The sequence below is a fragment of the Clostridium sp. Cult3 genome (assembly GCF_021655115.1).
Classification (GTDB): domain Bacteria; phylum Bacillota; class Clostridia; order Tissierellales; family Tepidimicrobiaceae; genus PPXY01.
On the sequence record NZ_PPXY01000018.1, the window covers coordinates 1 to 15,989 of the forward strand.

Annotated in this window: 16 protein-coding genes; 13 read left to right on the forward strand and 3 right to left on the reverse strand. The window is 32.9% G+C overall.

All coding sequences use genetic code 11. The features are described 5' to 3' along the window. Window positions 1-180 precede the first annotated feature (180 nt). Window positions 181-1,350, reverse strand: a complete 1,170-nt coding sequence (locus C3E88_RS03900) for an iron-containing alcohol dehydrogenase (RefSeq protein WP_236908852.1) — start codon at window positions 1,348-1,350, stop codon at window positions 181-183. 172 nt (window positions 1,351-1,522) lie between these two features. Here C3E88_RS03900 and C3E88_RS03905 point away from each other — a divergent pair, with 172 nt between their 5' ends. From C3E88_RS03905 to msrA, 6 genes are all read left to right on the forward strand, one after another. Next, on the forward strand, window positions 1,523-3,277 hold the full coding sequence (locus tag C3E88_RS03905; protein WP_236908853.1) for a DUF4153 domain-containing protein: 1,755 nt from the start codon (window positions 1,523-1,525) through the stop codon (window positions 3,275-3,277). A 56-nt stretch (window positions 3,278-3,333) separates the two neighbouring features. Next, window positions 3,334-3,834, forward strand: a complete 501-nt coding sequence (locus C3E88_RS03910) for a ferritin-like domain-containing protein (RefSeq protein WP_236908854.1) — start codon at window positions 3,334-3,336, stop codon at window positions 3,832-3,834. 120 nt (window positions 3,835-3,954) lie between these two features. Continuing rightward, on the forward strand, window positions 3,955-4,323 hold the full coding sequence (locus C3E88_RS03915; RefSeq protein ID WP_236908855.1) for a CidA/LrgA family protein: 369 nt from the start codon (window positions 3,955-3,957) through the stop codon (window positions 4,321-4,323). A gap of 4 nt (window positions 4,324-4,327) precedes the next feature. After that, window positions 4,328-5,023 (forward strand): LrgB family protein, encoded by a 696-nt coding sequence (locus C3E88_RS03920; RefSeq protein ID WP_236908856.1) that lies wholly within the window; start codon window positions 4,328-4,330, stop codon window positions 5,021-5,023. Window positions 5,024-5,154: 131 nt separating this feature from the next. After that, window positions 5,155-5,712, forward strand: a complete 558-nt coding sequence (gene lepB / locus C3E88_RS03925; RefSeq protein WP_236908857.1) for a signal peptidase I — start codon at window positions 5,155-5,157, stop codon at window positions 5,710-5,712. Between the two features lie 23 nt (window positions 5,713-5,735). Then, window positions 5,736-6,212 (forward strand): peptide-methionine (S)-S-oxide reductase MsrA, encoded by a 477-nt coding sequence (gene msrA, locus C3E88_RS03930; RefSeq protein ID WP_236908858.1) that lies wholly within the window; start codon window positions 5,736-5,738, stop codon window positions 6,210-6,212. A gap of 75 nt (window positions 6,213-6,287) precedes the next feature. On the opposite strand, the gene C3E88_RS03935 is transcribed toward msrA, so the two are convergent. Then, complete coding sequence (locus tag C3E88_RS03935; RefSeq protein ID WP_236908859.1) at window positions 6,288-6,935, reverse strand: HAD family hydrolase; 648 nt, start codon at window positions 6,933-6,935, stop codon at window positions 6,288-6,290. A gap of 234 nt (window positions 6,936-7,169) precedes the next feature. On the opposite strand from C3E88_RS03935, the gene C3E88_RS03940 reads away from it, so the two are divergent. Continuing rightward, window positions 7,170-9,497, forward strand: coding sequence for an anaerobic ribonucleoside triphosphate reductase (locus C3E88_RS03940; protein ID WP_236908860.1), 2,328 nt, complete (start codon window positions 7,170-7,172; stop codon window positions 9,495-9,497). An 11-nt stretch (window positions 9,498-9,508) separates the two neighbouring features. After that, complete coding sequence (gene nrdG / locus C3E88_RS03945) at window positions 9,509-10,018, forward strand: anaerobic ribonucleoside-triphosphate reductase activating protein (RefSeq protein ID WP_236908861.1); 510 nt, start codon at window positions 9,509-9,511, stop codon at window positions 10,016-10,018. 58 nt (window positions 10,019-10,076) lie between these two features. Here nrdG and C3E88_RS03950 read toward each other — a convergent pair whose 3' ends face one another. Next, window positions 10,077-10,412: a 4a-hydroxytetrahydrobiopterin dehydratase gene (locus C3E88_RS03950; protein ID WP_236908862.1), complete on the reverse strand. Its 336-nt coding sequence runs from the start codon at window positions 10,410-10,412 to the stop codon at window positions 10,077-10,079. A 234-nt stretch (window positions 10,413-10,646) separates the two neighbouring features. Between C3E88_RS03950 and C3E88_RS03955 the strand changes: the two genes are divergently transcribed. From C3E88_RS03955 to C3E88_RS03975, 5 genes are all read left to right on the forward strand, one after another. After that, window positions 10,647-11,813: an NAD(P)/FAD-dependent oxidoreductase gene (locus C3E88_RS03955; RefSeq protein WP_236908863.1), complete on the forward strand. Its 1,167-nt coding sequence runs from the start codon at window positions 10,647-10,649 to the stop codon at window positions 11,811-11,813. Between the two features lie 132 nt (window positions 11,814-11,945). Then, window positions 11,946-12,686, forward strand: coding sequence for a LytR/AlgR family response regulator transcription factor (locus C3E88_RS03960; protein WP_236908864.1), 741 nt, complete (start codon window positions 11,946-11,948; stop codon window positions 12,684-12,686). 21 nt (window positions 12,687-12,707) lie between these two features. Beyond that, on the forward strand, window positions 12,708-13,442 hold the full coding sequence (locus C3E88_RS03965; RefSeq protein WP_236908865.1) for a sensor histidine kinase: 735 nt from the start codon (window positions 12,708-12,710) through the stop codon (window positions 13,440-13,442). A 259-nt stretch (window positions 13,443-13,701) separates the two neighbouring features. Then, window positions 13,702-15,291 (forward strand): ABC transporter ATP-binding protein, encoded by a 1,590-nt coding sequence (locus tag C3E88_RS03970; protein ID WP_236908866.1) that lies wholly within the window; start codon window positions 13,702-13,704, stop codon window positions 15,289-15,291. 169 nt (window positions 15,292-15,460) lie between these two features. Then, window positions 15,461-15,829 carry a DUF6483 family protein gene (locus tag C3E88_RS03975; RefSeq protein ID WP_236908867.1) on the forward strand — a complete coding sequence of 123 codons (369 nt, stop codon included), beginning with the start codon at window positions 15,461-15,463 and terminating at the stop codon, window positions 15,827-15,829. Window positions 15,830-15,989 lie beyond the last annotated feature (160 nt).

Here is a 15,989-nt window from a genome sequence, read left to right on the forward strand (position 1 = left end):
ATAAATGCGGTTATATATTTTTTTTATCATTAAAAGTGACATTTTCACTGAATAAATTTCTATGTTCTTATGTGACATTTTCATTGACTATTGACATAGTATTTAACAAAAAAGTTCCTTCGTTAGTATATGGGTAGAAGGAACTTTTTGAAATATGCACTGTACAATATAGAAGATTCTTTAAAAGGTTACTGGTTTTCCTTCATAGGCACATTCTAATATCTTCTTCATTTCATCTACGGAAGTTTCCCTGGGATTTGAAGCCGTACATGGATCCAATACTGCATTTTTAGCTATATAGTCTACTGTAGAAGTAAACTGTTCTTCTTCAACTCCATATTCTTTTAATGTGGATGCAATATTTAATTGAGCATTTAATACTTGAACAGATTTTACTAAGGAATTGGTCAATTGTTTTTCGGTATTTCCCGATAATCCTAACATTCTAGATAATTCTGCAAAATCTTTTGATGAGGTTTTTGAATTAAATTGAATTACATAGGGCAATAGCACAGCATTACAACAACCGTGGGGTATATGGTATTGGGCACCTATTTTGTGGGCTAGACTGTGAGTAATTCCTAAAAGAGCATTACTAAAGGCCATTCCGGCTAAACATTGGGCAATATGCATCTCTCCCCTTGCTTCTGTATCCCCATTATATGAAGCTACGATATTATCGTATATCATGGAAATTGCCTCCTTAGCCAATGGATCGGAAAATTTAGATCTATTAGATGCAACATAAGCTTCTATGGCATGGGTTAAGGCATCCATCCCCGTATAGGCAACTAATTTAGGTGTCATAGTCTGAGGGATATCACTATCTAAAATGGCTATATCCGGTGTTATTTCAAAATCCGCTAGAGGGTATTTTATTTTTTGTGAGTAATCGGTAATTACCGAAAAGGCCGTTACCTCTGTGGCAGTACCGCTAGTCGATGGAATAGCAACAAAGATGGCTTTTTGTCTAAGCTTTGGTATGGTAAATGGATCCTTAACATCATCAAAAGATAATTCTGGATGCTCATAGAATATCCACATGGCTTTACCAGCATCTATAGTTGAACCTCCACCTATAGCTACTATAACATCAGGTTCAAATTCTCTCATAGTTTCTGCGCCTTTCATTACAGTTTCTACTGAAGGATCAGGTTCGATACCTTTAATAAAACTTACTTCCAATCCCGTTTTTTTTAATATATCGTGAACCCTATCCAAAAAACCAAATCGTTCCATTGATGAGCCTCCAGAAAGTACAATAGCCTTCCTATGGCCTTTGAGATTTTTTAACTCCTCTAATGCTCCTTCTCCAAAATATATATCCCTTGGTAATGTGAATCTTGACATGATCAAACTCCTCCTAACTTTTTTCTTTTAAGATATACAATAATAGTAACCCCATTTGACAAAAATATATTCAAAATTTGAATTAGATTATGTAAAATATAAATAACTGTACTTAGTGAACTAGGGTATAATATAAGGGAAGAATGTTATTATCATGAAAGGAGATGGGAGGGTGAACTTTACTCATCGAACCAAAAATATATTAAAGAGTATCAAAAATAGTTTTAAGAGATTTCCTATAACTATTGGAATATCTACAGCTTTAGTCATTATGTTGATTATATTACTTGAAAGAGGATCATATTTAACCCAGGATTCAAGAATTGTTTTTCAAAGGATTAATATGATAATCGCATTAGGTATACCATTGTCTTTGTGCATCAAACTAGTTTATGAGAAAAATCAAAGGTTTAATAAAATCCATGGAATATCAATGTATATATTTGGAGGCTTCATATTAATATTATATTATTATTTTTTATTGAAGGATTTTAGCATGGTAAGTACGGTAAGATATACAGGGGTATCCCTTTTTTTATACTTAGCATTTAGTTATATACCTTGGTTAGGTAGGGATGAGGGTTTTGAATTCTATATTATTAAGGTGTTTTCTAGTTTTTTCCTTACAATAATATACTCGTTAGTTTTATACCTAGGGGTTTCGGCTATATTTTTTACTGTAGATCAACTATTTGATGTAAATATACCAGGAAAATACTATTATTATACCTTTCTAGTAGTGGCAGGGGTTTTTGCTCCATCTTTATTCCTAGCTCGAGTTCCCAAAATTGATCAGGAATTTGAAGGATATGAATACCCTAAATCCTTAAAGGTACTTTTGTTGTATATAGTCATACCACTAATTACCATATACTCTATAATCCTATATATCTATTTTGGAAAGATAATCATAACTAAAGATTGGCCTAGAGGATTGGTTTCTCATTTGGTATTATGGTACTCAGTTTTAAGTGTGGCAGTTATATTTTTTATCACTCCTATATTGAAAGAGAATAAATTGGCTAATAGGTTTAGGTCCTGGTTTCCAAAGCTTATTATCCCTATACTGATTATGATGTTTATATCCATGGGTATTAGGATTAAGCAATATGGCATTACGGAAAATAGATACTTTGCCTTAGTTCTTGGACTATGGGTTATAGGAATTATGATATATTTTATATTCAAAAAGAAGCTGAACAATATGGTCATACCTATTTCTCTATCAATAATCGCTTTGAACTCAGTATTTGGTCCCTTAAGTGGTTTTGATGTATCTAAGAGAAGTCAAAACAGGAGGCTTAAATCCCTTATAGAAAAAAACAATATGATAGGGGAAGGTGGGCTAGTTAAGCCCACAGACGATATTTCAATGGACGATAAATTGGAAGTGGGAATGATACTAAAATATTTTAATGATAACCATTCCCTAAAAGATGTAAAATATCTTCCACAGGATTTTAAAATCAGCAATATGGAATCCGTATTTGGTTTTCCTTATATGGAGAAGAGCTTGAATGAATACAGCCATTTTTACTATTTTTCTGAATCAAGGGGCAAAACCCTTGAAGTAAAAGGATATGACTATCTATTGGAAGGCTATGGCATAATGGGAAAAATAGAATCCAATGATGATATTGCAGTTTACTTCAATAGAGTCGATTTAAATTTTAAAATAGAGGAAAAGGGCAATGTAATATATAAAAAGGATTTAAAGGAATATGGACTAGATGTTTTAGAAAAGGTTAAGGATATGGATCTAAAAGGTAATAATTTAATAGACCAGGATAATATGACATTTGTAGATGAAAATGATAAGGTGAAGGTCAAATTTATTATAAACAGCATAGATGGAGAAAGGCGAAATCAAATGAAGGATACTATATTTAACAATATAGATTATTATGTACTAATCAAGATAAAATAGTTAAATAAGGGCATAAAAGGGTAAAAGAGAACTATATAGAATATTTAGACGAAAGGATGAGTGGATTGTTGCAAGAAGAACTGGATATCATTAGTCAGGCTATACTAAATGAGGTAGAGGGCTATGAATTTTATCGGATGGCAGCTAATCAAGCTGGAACAGAAGATAGCAAAGATGCCTTTATGGAACTGGCCAATGAAGAGCTAAAACATGTAGAGTTTTTAGAGACCTTATTTAACAAGATAAAGAAGGATGAAGGTGACGATATAAAATTAGCCTTTGATGCAGCTCCCCCTTCTCCAGATATTTACAATTGGGAAAAGGTAGATAAGGAATACACTAGCCTAGCCATGTCCGTGTTTAGCATTGGAATACAGATGGAAAAAGCATCTGTTCAATTCTACGAAGAGGCTAAGTCCAAGACTCGAATTGAAGATGCCAAAAAACTATACGATCTATTAATAAAATGGGAAAAGGTACATTTAGAGCAATTTACAGAACAGTACAATATATACAAAGATGAATGGTGGGCGGACCAAAGTTTTGCGCCATTTTAGTGTAATCATAGGAGAGAGTTGCTTAGGCAATTCTCTTTTATATTTATTATCCATATTAGATAAAAAACCTATATAATAATAGAGAAGAAAATATATACTATAAGTTTTTGAGGTGATATAGTGGAAACTTTGAAACAATTTAGTTTAATATTGATTATTCTTTTTTGGGGACAGATTATTCAGCAAAAAGCTGACATACCTATACCTGGAACGGTGCTAGGCATGGTGATTTTACTGATTTTACTTATGGCAAGGATAATCAAGGTGGAAAGAGTAGAAAAAATAACTAAAATATTATTAGAACATTTAATTTTGTTTTTTGTGCCAGCAGGTATAGGGATTATAACTGTGTTGGACAAGATAGAGGATATATGGATTCCATTGTTAATCATACTATTTATTTCTACTATGGTAGTTATGATAGTAACTGGATTGACTATACAAATATTGAATAAATACACAGCAAACAAATCTAGGAAAGGAGCTTAAAAACATGACTATGTATTTAGACACCCCTCTATTTGGAGTAACCATATCCATATTGGCATTTCTAATTGGCGTATATATAAACAAAAAGACAGGGAAGGCCCTATTAAATCCTTTAATAGTCTCTTATATCATCATAATAAGTTTTTTATTATATTTTGATATAGATTATGAAGTATATAATAAGGGTGGAAGTATAATTAGCTTTTTCATAGCTCCTGCTACGGTGGTATTGGCAGTTCCCCTTTATAAAAATATAAAACTATTAAAGGGTAGATGGTTTTCCGTACTTATTGGTATTGCCTTAGGAAGCTTGGCAGGTCTATTTTCCATATATATAATGAGCAAGTTATTTAAAATTGACTCTACTGTAATGATATCCCTATTTCCTAAATCCACAACGGCAGCTATCTCCATGGAAGTAGCAGATCAAATTGGTGGTATTCCTCCATTGGCAGTAGCCTTTACTGTGGTAACTGGTAATATCGGATATTTTATGGCTGAATATATATTTAATTGGTTTAATATAAAGGATAAGATATCCAAAGGCTTAGCCCTCGGCACTGCATCCCATGCTCTAGGAACGGCTAAGGCTATGGAAATAGGGGAGACAGAAGGAGCATTAAGTTCTCTAGCTATAACAGTAGCTGGAATCCTATCGGTATTTTTGATTCCTTGGTTTATGAAACTTTTATCCATATAAATGTTTATTAAGGGTGTGAATATAGTGAAGAAGAACAAAAGAATTTTAAAACTCTATTTAAACAATTCCAATGTAAAAATTATTCAATTATGATACTATATAATAAATATTATATTGAAGGAGGAAAAATTATGAAAAAGGAGATTATTGAATGGATAAAAGCCATAGGAACAGCTTTACTATTAGGATTTATCATTACCTCCTTTGTAGGTGGCACTAGGGTTCATGGTAGTTCTATGAATCCAACCTTAGTTGAAGATGATTTTTTGATTACTTTTAATAGCAAAAAAAGTATTGATAGGGGAGATATTATTATAGCAAAAACGGACTTAGAGATTACACCAGCAGATCTTGAAGGCTTAGATCCTATAAGTAAGTGGAAAATAGGTAAGACAAAGAAGGTAATAAAGAGGGTCATAGCTACAGAAGGAGATAGCTTGATAATAAAAGATGGAAAGGTGTTTTTAAATGGGGAAGAGCTAAGGGAAAATTATATTAACGGTAATAAAACTTTTGGGGATTTAATTATAGAAAAAATTCCTAAGGGAAAGATATTTATCATGGGAGATAATAGAGGCAATAGCTTGGATAGCCGAGATGGAAGGATTGGACTGGTAGATGAAGAGGATGTTTTAGGTAAGGCAGTATTTCGCCTATACCCCTTTTCTAAATTTGGGTCATTAAAATAATCGATATTAGAGGAGGTGGGAATATGAAGGAAATAGTACTAGCAGGAGGTTGCTTTTGGGGAGTAGAAGAATATATGTCAAGAATAGATGGAGTAGTGGCTACTAAAGTAGGCTATGCCAATGGTATCGTGGAAAACCCTACCTACGAAGAAGTATGTACCAACACTACTGGCCATGCTGAAGCCTGTTATATCCAGTTTGATGAAAACATCATATCTTTAGAGGATCTATTAAATAGATTTTGGAATATAATCGATCCAACTTTACTAAATAGACAAGGTCCTGACATCGGCAGCCAGTATAGAACGGGAATCTACTATATGGATGAAGAAGATTTACCTATTATAATGAATACCTTTGATGAACAAAAGAAAAAATATGAAAAACCAATAGTTACAGAAGTGGAGCAGTTGAAGGTATTTTATGACGCCGAAGAACATCATCAAAAATACTTAAAGAAAAACCCAGGAGGCTATTGCCACATAAACCTAAACGACTAATAATAACTATCTTTTTTGGTGCCAGGCACCAAAAAAGATAGTTATTTGTAATATAATTGTAATATTTATAAGAAATCAATCAAACAATCCCTTTATTTTATCCAAGTATAACTCATTGAAGTTTGAAACTATCAGATCAGCTTGAGACAAGTCCTGCCCAATTGCATATGGACTTTTCAGGCCTATACATTTCATTCCAGCAGCTTTGGCTGCGATAACTCCATTTTCAGCATCTTCTATTACTAAACAACTAGAGGGTTCAACATTCATCTTTTTTGCAGCTTTTAAAAATATCTCTGGGTGAGGCTTTCCCTGACTTACATCTTCGCCACTTATGGATACTTCTAAGTATTTGTCTAATTTAAATCTATCCATTACTATATCGACAATCTTCCTATTGTTTGATGAGGCCAATCCCATCCTATACCCTTCACCATACAGGATGTTAACAAATTGTTCAAAATTATCTACTAGGCAAACTAAATGGATATTTTCAATGAACCGTCTCCTCTTCATATCGATGATTTCCTCCAAGGGTTCTTCAATATGAAATCTATTCTTTAAAGTACTCCACATGTGATAATCGGTAGTGCCTACAAAAGCACTATGTTCTTCTTTGGTAATCTTACCCCCTAATTCTTCAAGTAACTCCATTTCCAATTTTATATGCAAAGGTTCGCTATCTATTATCACACCATCCATATCAAATATTACAGCTTTCAAAATAGCCCTCCTTATCGATTGATTTTAAAATAAATATCTAATATAATACTAAATGTTGTCTAATAAAAGTATTTCTGAAAATGAATATACACTATATTATAAGATAAGTCAAAGAGCCTAAGGTTCAAAAAATAATATCAGATCATTATGGCGAACTATTGACACAACATATAGAGCTTTGGTAATATATAGATACAATATATTGTAACATATCTAAAATTTGGGGGGAACAAAATGATTACTAAAATCAGAAAAAGAGATGGAAGAGAAGTGCCTTTTAATATAGAAAAAATTGCAAATGCAATATTTAAGGCGGCTCAAGCGGCAGGTGGTCATGACTATGACACAGCCTTAAGATTAGCTGAGGAAGTAGCCCTTCTATTAAATGAAAAGTATAAAGACCAAATCCCTGATGTTGAAGACATTCAGGATATGGTGGAGAAGATCCTCATAGAAAATGGACATGCTAAAACTGCTAAGGAATATATACTATACAGGGCCGAGAGAACTAGAATTAGAGAGATGGACACAAGGTTAATGAGAGTATACGAAGATTTGACCTTTAAGGAAGCGGAAGATGTAGATATCAAAAGGGAAAATGCAAATATAGATGGAAACACAGCCATGGGTACCATGCTTAAATATGGTTCAGAAGGAGCCAAGCAATTTTATGATCTGTTCGTATTAAATCCTGCCCATTCTAAAGCCCACAAAAATGGGGATATACATATTCATGATTTGGATTTTTTGACCTTGACTACTACCTGTTGTCAAATAGATATTGTGGAATTGTTTAAAGGTGGATTTAATACAGGCCATGGGTATCTAAGGGAACCTAAGGACATCCAATCCTATTCAGCTTTAGCCTGTATTGCAATCCAATCTAATCAAAACGATCAACATGGTGGCCAAAGTATACCTAACTTTGACTATGGAATGGCCTTAGGGGTAAGAAAGACCTATATAAAAGCCTACAGGCAAAATTTGCTCAAGAGTATTGAACTATTGATTGAAGATGTGGATCTAAAGGATAATGTAAACAATATATTTAATGTATTGGAAAAAGAATATGATTTAGTGCCTACATTAAATGATAGTGGGGAATATGAACAAAAGGAAGCAGAATACTTAAAGGAACTGCTAAATGATGATGAAATAGTTGAGAGGATACAGAGCTTTGCTAAAAGGAATGCGTACAAGGATACGGATAGAAGAACATATCAAGCTATGGAGGCGTTGATTCATAATTTAAACACCATGCATTCCAGGGCAGGAGCCCAGATACCCTTTAGTTCTATTAACTACGGTACAGACACTTCTCCTGAGGGAAGGATGGTTATGAAAAATTTACTTCTATCTACGGAAGCTGGATTAGGAAATGGCGAGACCCCTATATTTCCAATACAGATATTCAAGGTAAAGGAAGGAGTTAATTACGAACTAGGAGATCCTAATTATGATCTATTTAGATTGGCCTGTAGGGTAAGTGCTAAGAGATTGTTCCCTAACTTTTCCTTTATAGATGCACCTTATAATATTAAATACTATAAGGAAGGGCATCCAGAGACGGAAATTGCCTACATGGGTTGCAGAACTAGGGTTATTGGAAATGTCTATGATCCATCAAGGGAAATAGTAAATGGCAGGGGAAACTTAAGCTTTACTACCATTAATTTACCTAGATTGGGTTTAAAACATAGAGGAGATATAAAGGGCTTTTATGAAGAATTGGACAGGACCATAGATTTAATAATAGAACAATTACTAGAAAGGTTTGAAATACAGGCGAGTAAAAAGGTACACAATTTCCCATTTTTAATGGGGCAGGGCATATGGATCGATTCTGACAAACTAGATAGAAACGATGAGATAAGGGAAATACTAAAACATGGAACTTTATCCATTGGGTTTATTGGATTAGCAGAGTGTTTAAAGGCTTTAACAGGAGCCCATCACGGAGAAAGTACAGAGTCACAAAAATTAGGTTTAGAAATTATCAGCCATATGAGGGACAGAATGGATGAGACTAGTAGACAGTTTAATATGAATTTCACTTTACTTGCTACTCCAGCTGAAGGAACTGCTGGTAGATTTGTAAAGATGGACAGAGAGATATTTGGAGAAATCGATGGGGTTACGAATAGAGAATACTATACCAATAGTTTCCATGTACCTGTTTATTATGAAATTACAGCCTTTGAAAAAATAAATATTGAAGCTCCTTACCATGAGTTTACCAATGCTGGACATATTACTTATATCGAATTAGATGGAGATCCAACACAAAATCTAGACGCTTTTGAAAAAGTGGTTAGGGCAATGAAGGAAGCAGGTGTTGGATATGGTTCTATAAACCATCCTGTAGATAGGGACCCGGTATGTGGCTATACGGGAATAATAGGGAATACCTGTCCTAAATGTGGTAGGGAAGAAGGAGATATTAAATTCCAAAGGATAAGGAGGATCACTGGTTATTTGGTGGGAACTTTAGATAGATTTAATGATGCAAAAAGGGCAGAAGAAAGAGATAGAGTCAAACATTTTTCCTGTTCCTATAGATAAGGGGTGGCTATATGGAGGAACAAATCAAAATTGCAGGGATAATAAAGGAATCCATAGTAGATGGTCCGGGAATTAGATTAGTAATATTTACCCAGGGCTGTGTTCATAACTGTATAGGTTGCCATAATCCAGAAACTCATTCCTTTAGCGGAGGTTATTATATGGAAATCGATGAAATAATGGAAATGATTAAGAAAAACCCCCTATTAGATGGTATAACATTGAGCGGAGGCGACCCCTTTGTTCAGGCAAAAGCTTGTGCTAATTTAGCAAATAAAGTACAAAAACTGGGATTAAATGTAGTTACCTATACCGGATACACCTTCGATGAGATAATCAAAGAGATGGAGATAAACCATAGCTGGGAACAATTATTACGTGCAACGGATATTTTAATAGATGGACCATTTAATATAGATAAAAGAAATTTGCTATTAAAATTTAAAGGTTCAGAAAATCAGAGAATAATAGATGTAAAAAGATCCTTAGAGAAAAACAACATAATCCTAGCGGATATATAAATTAAAAGGCATCTAACCAAACATTTGGCTAGATGCCTTTTTTTCATGAGGGGGAGTATCAAATATTAATCAATTCATCTATTTTAGCAGCTAATATAAAGTCATTTTCATGAAGCCCTTGGATCTTGTGGGTCCAAAGTTTTATAACAACCTTTCCCCAAGATAGATATATATCAGGATGATGACCTTCATCTTCTGCTAATTGACCTATTCTATTGACGAAATCTAATCCTTCTTTGAAATCTTTAAACTTGTAGGTCTTCACTATATATTGGTTATCTATGACTTGCCAGCCTTCCTTTAAAGAGGGGAGTAGTTCTTTAATCTCTTCTTCATCTAAAGTAGGTGCACCTACACTACAAGGGATACATTTCTTAGATAATAGATCACTCATATATTCACCACCTTTTCTTAATAGAAAAGTTTTGCTCACATATTTTATACCCTAAAAGTTTAAAACCTATCACAATTTTGGTTTTCAATATTGTGGTATATTAATATAAGGATACTACTATATCCAGATTTTCAAAGAAAATTGTGATAAACTATAGATATAGTAACATATATCTAGTGAAACATTTAACAATCCATAATAAGAACACAGTAATTTACATAAAGGAGTGACATAATGGATAAGGTAAAATATTTAATAATTGGAAATGGAATTGCTGGACTATCTGCAGCAAGAGAAATAAGGAAATTAGATACTGAAGGCAGTATAACGATGGTTACTAGTGAACCCTATTTAACCTATTATCGAGTTAAATTAACGGAATCTTTAAGTAAAGATTTTGAGAGTGAAGAGCTTTTAGTAAATGATGAAGATTGGTACAAAGAAAAAAACATAAATGTATTGGTAAGTAAAATTGTTGAAGATTTGAATGTAGAAGAAAACCAAGTTAGATTAGATGATGGCAGTAAAATAAAATATGAAAAATTATTATTAGCAACGGGAAGCAGACCCTTTATACCGCCAATTAAAGGCAAGTATAAACAGGGAGTATTAGCCTTAAGAACCATTGATGATGTAAAGTATATTCAAACATACTTTGACAGATGCGAGGATATAGCTATTATAGGAGGAGGGCTATTATCTTTAGAGGCTGCTTGGTACTTAAATACTTTAGAGAAGAACATAACTTTAATTGCACGAAGTCCCTATCTAATGACTAAACAAATAGATGAGGATATTAGCAGAGAGTTGGAGGGAAAATTGATTGAAAAAGGTATTAATATTTACTTAGATTCCAATACGGAAGAGATTTTAGGCGAATCTAAAGCAAATGGTATTAGATTGGATAATGGGAAGGAGATAAAAGCAGATGAAATACTATTTTCTACAGGTATAGTTCCCAATATCGATTTAGTAAGGGATACGCCAATTAAATTTAATAGAGGAATAATAGTAGACAATACCCTTAGGACAAATATTGACAATGTTTATGCTGCAGGAGATGTTGTAGAGGTAGATGGTAAAATAATAGGTCTTTGGACATCTAGTAATGAACAAGGTAAAATTGCAGGTAGCAATATGGCAGGCAAATATAAAGAATACACTGAGGCTAGACCATTTACCACATTGCGATTAGATGATATAAAGATATTTTCAATGGGAGATATAGATAGATTTGATAAGGTTCATGAATATAAAAATGGTGATGGGACCATACATCACAAAATATTTACAACTGATGGTAAAATTACCGGGGGAATATTATTTGGAGATATAAAAGACATGGGCAAGTTAAGAAAGGCCATCAATGAAAATACGGAAATAGATTCCTATTTGGAATAAGAATAGGAAGAGCAGCTATTTCACACCTTGTTGTGTGAAGTGGCTGCTTTTATTATTTTTGAATAAGAAGGATTTTGATCATAAGTATAGAATATATATCGTATTAAGGTATAAATTATAGAGGTGAAAAATATGCCTAATACAATCAATATAGCCATAGTAGATGATGAAAAGATGCAAGTAGAGCTTTTAAAAAAGTATGTGGAGAATTGGGCTGATAAAAGGGATATAAAGACTATAACAGAAGCTTTTTATAATGGAGAGAGCTTTGAATTTAGTTGGAGTGTAGACAAGAGATATGATGTATTATTATTGGATATCGAAATGCCTGGCATAAATGGAGTTGAATTAGCTAAAAAAATAAGAAAGGAAGATAATTTAATAAATATAATATTCATCACCGCTATTCCCGATTATATTGGAGAAGGCTACGATGTAGAAGCTATTAATTATTTAATCAAACCTATAGACGAGAATAAGTTATATGAATGCCTAGACAGGGCTTTACAAAAAACACCCAAGGAAGAAAAGATAATTCTTATAGAGGAACAAGGAGGGATTCATCGCATAGTACAGGATGATATACTATATATTGAATCCTTTGGACACAATGTAGAGATAAATACCACAGATGATAAATATTTTATTCGAAAGAATATTGGCGCTATAGAGAAGGAATTAGATGAAAATAGCTTTGTACGATGTCATAGATCCTATATTGTCAACCTAAAACATATAAATAAAATAGGAAAAGATGAGCTGAAGTTGGACAAGGGTGAAACAATCCCTGTAAGCAGAAGACAGTATGCCAATACGAATAAGGCATTTATAAGATACTATAGTGCACCAGGGACGGATCTTTTTGCACCATAATATATTGTAGAGGTGAAATGGATGGACAAGGGAAAGGTATTTAGTATCATTGGGATTGTTATAGTTTTAGGCGTTTCCCTATTTTTCATCATTAGATACATACTATATAAACTTGTGGATAATCGTATTGCCAATTACCAAGGCGACCTTATGACCAAACATTACAATGAAGTTGAAAATATATATAAGGAGATGCGAGGCTGGAAACACGATTATCATAATCATATACAGTTGATGAAAGCCTATTTGGAATTGGAAAAATATGAAGAAATGGATAGTTATCTAAATGATTTAGACAGGGATTTAACTGATATAGATAGAGTATTAAAAACGGGAAATGTGATGGTAGATGCAATTTTAAATAGCAAATTATCCCTAGCTATGAGCCAAGATATAAATATAAATGCAAAGGCCACGGTGCCTGAAAAGCTACAGGTAGCAGACATAGATCTATGTATCACCATTGGGAATCTAATGGACAATGCTATGGAAGCAGCTATGGAAATTGAAAATCCAAAGGATAGGTTTATAAGGGTATACATAAGGGAGATGAAGGGGCAATTATATATTTCTATAACCAACTCCATGAAGGGGGAAGCGAAAAAATCTGGTCTAGAGTATATATCTACTAAAATAGGAGAAAATCATGGCTTTGGTTTAAAAAGGGTAGACAGTATAGTAAATAAATATGATGGATTTATTAATAGGCAATCGGAAGAGGGGGTGTTTGCAACGGAAGTAACATTACCTATTTAGTGGAACAGTAGGACATTGGGACAGCAGGGACGGTTCTCGCTGTTTCACTATTTAATGCATTAGGGACGAATTTTTTATATTCATCTATAATATTTTAAGAAAGGACGATGATATGGAAAATATAATTATATAGTATGATAACAGAGCAAAAACGAGGTGGTTAATGTGGTTAGATTGAGAAAATCCTTCTAGACAATAGAGGGAAAATTCAGATCCTTCTATTGTTATTCTAATATAAATAACTATTAGGAGGATTAAAATGAAAAAATATATCAAAAAGAATTGGAAATCTCTAATTTTTGCCTTTGTGTGTTCTACATTGGCAGCTATTTTTGCAGTAAGGATACAGTTTTTAAAGGGAGATGTACTGGACTATGCTTTATCCCAAAATACGGATAACACTCTAAGGTATGGTATATATTTGGGGATATTTATCATTCTGGAATTAGGTTTTTTTTACCTATATGATAGGAGCAGGGGAAGATTTACTGTTGATTGTATAAAGGAAGTTCGACTGGATTATTTTGAAAGCATATTGAATAGAACCTATCCAGATTTTTTAAGCCAAGAACAAGGAAAATACATTGCTCAATACACCAGTGAAATGGATTTGATTGAAAGTCACTATTTTGCAACGATTCCATTATTGACAGAGATTTTAATTAAGATTATCATGGTGAGTGTTTTCTTGTTTATATTGGACTATCGGATAGCAATTATTACTCTTGTGTTGCTGACCACACCTTTATATGTCCCCAAACTTGTTGAAAAGAAATTACAACAAGCACAAGAAGAATTTATTAATCAATTTGAAAGTCACTTGAAATTAATAACAGATTGGCTTCGAGGATTTGAGATTATTAAAAACTACTCTATTGAAAATATTATAGGGGAAAAGTTTTTTAAGTCCAATGTTGCTACTATGGATAGGAATCTTAGAAGGAAGCAGATGAGTTATTTAACACGAACTATTTCTGCTATACTATCCTATTTTTCTCACTTTGTTATCTTAACATTTGCTGCATATTTGGTATTGAAAGGAGATTTTTCAGCTGGAAACTTTTTTGTTGCTGTGGGTATGATTGATCAACTATCTTATCCCATCATATCTTTGTCTCAATTGATACAGGATTTTGTTTCTGTAGGGCCAGTTAATGAAGGCATATTGGATTTTATTCAAACGAAATCAAAAAAGCATGGGTCTATAAAAATAGATAGCAAAGATTTTCAAATAATAGAATTTGACAATGTTTCCTTTGCTTATAAAGAGCAAAAGCCTATTCTCAAACATTTTAATTTGGAATTGGAAAAAGGTAATCAATGCTTGCTACAAGGATCTAGTGGGGCTGGAAAGACCACTAGCATGAATCTATTATTAAATTACTATGAGCCAAATGAAGGAACAGTAAAAATAAACAATGTTCCAGTAAAAGAAATTAGCAATTTAAATGAACTGATTACTATTATGAGGCAAGATGCCATGCTGTTTAAAGATACTCTACGAAACAATATAACTATGTATCAGAATATACCCGACGATAAAGTGCTGACAAAATTATCTAAGGTAGGATTAGATCAGTACGCAAACCCCGAAAGTCTAGATATGATAATACATGAAGGTGGGACTAATATTTCAGGTGGGGAACGGAGACGTGTAACTTTAGCCAGATCTCTACTGAGAGAGACGCCTATATTAATTTTGGATGAACCACTAGCTAATTTGGATGAAGAAAATGCTATATCTATTGAATCTGAATTATTGTCTATAACAGATAGAACTGTAATCATTATTTCCCATCAGTTTAGTAAAGATAAATTAGCTCAGCTGGATGAAGTTATTCAATTTTAACATTAGAGGAAGTGGCGTATATTGCGTCACTTCTTCAAATGTTTAATATCTTAAAGTCTATACTAAACATTTGAAGAATAATCAAAATTAGGTTTTTGGCATTAAATATAATAGAATAAACTTGTACAATTTAACAAAACTAATTTAGGAAAGATTGGAGATATGCACTATGTTTGAACAAGATTATATAATGCGTAAGATAAAAGATTTAGTAAGATTTTTGGCCAGGACGTTTTTGAACAAGGATGTGGTAACTTATGAATTGCCAATCGTAGAAGAGTATACAAAAACTGATTATATTCATGAGGAGTTAATTATTCTATTGGAACAAGGGAAAATAAACGAGGCTGAAAATCTGTTATTTGAAAATTTACAAACTGACGATAAAAGGTATATGGAATTAGCTTTAGATTTTTACGAAAGATTAAATAATTTTGAGGACGGCTTTTTAGAAGAAAATAATTTTTCTAGGGAAGAAATTAGAGAAGGTTTAAAGGAAATTGCTAAAGAATTTAGAGTACCAAACTTTTTTAATTAGAAATCATCAACATTTAAATATTTTATTGAAACATGGTATCAGCTAAAAAAACATACCTGTTGGAGGGAATGGAATGACTAAAGATATAAATAAAATTAATGCACCAGGGACGGATCTTTTTGCATAACTACAGCACCATTGGTGTCGTAAAAGATACCAT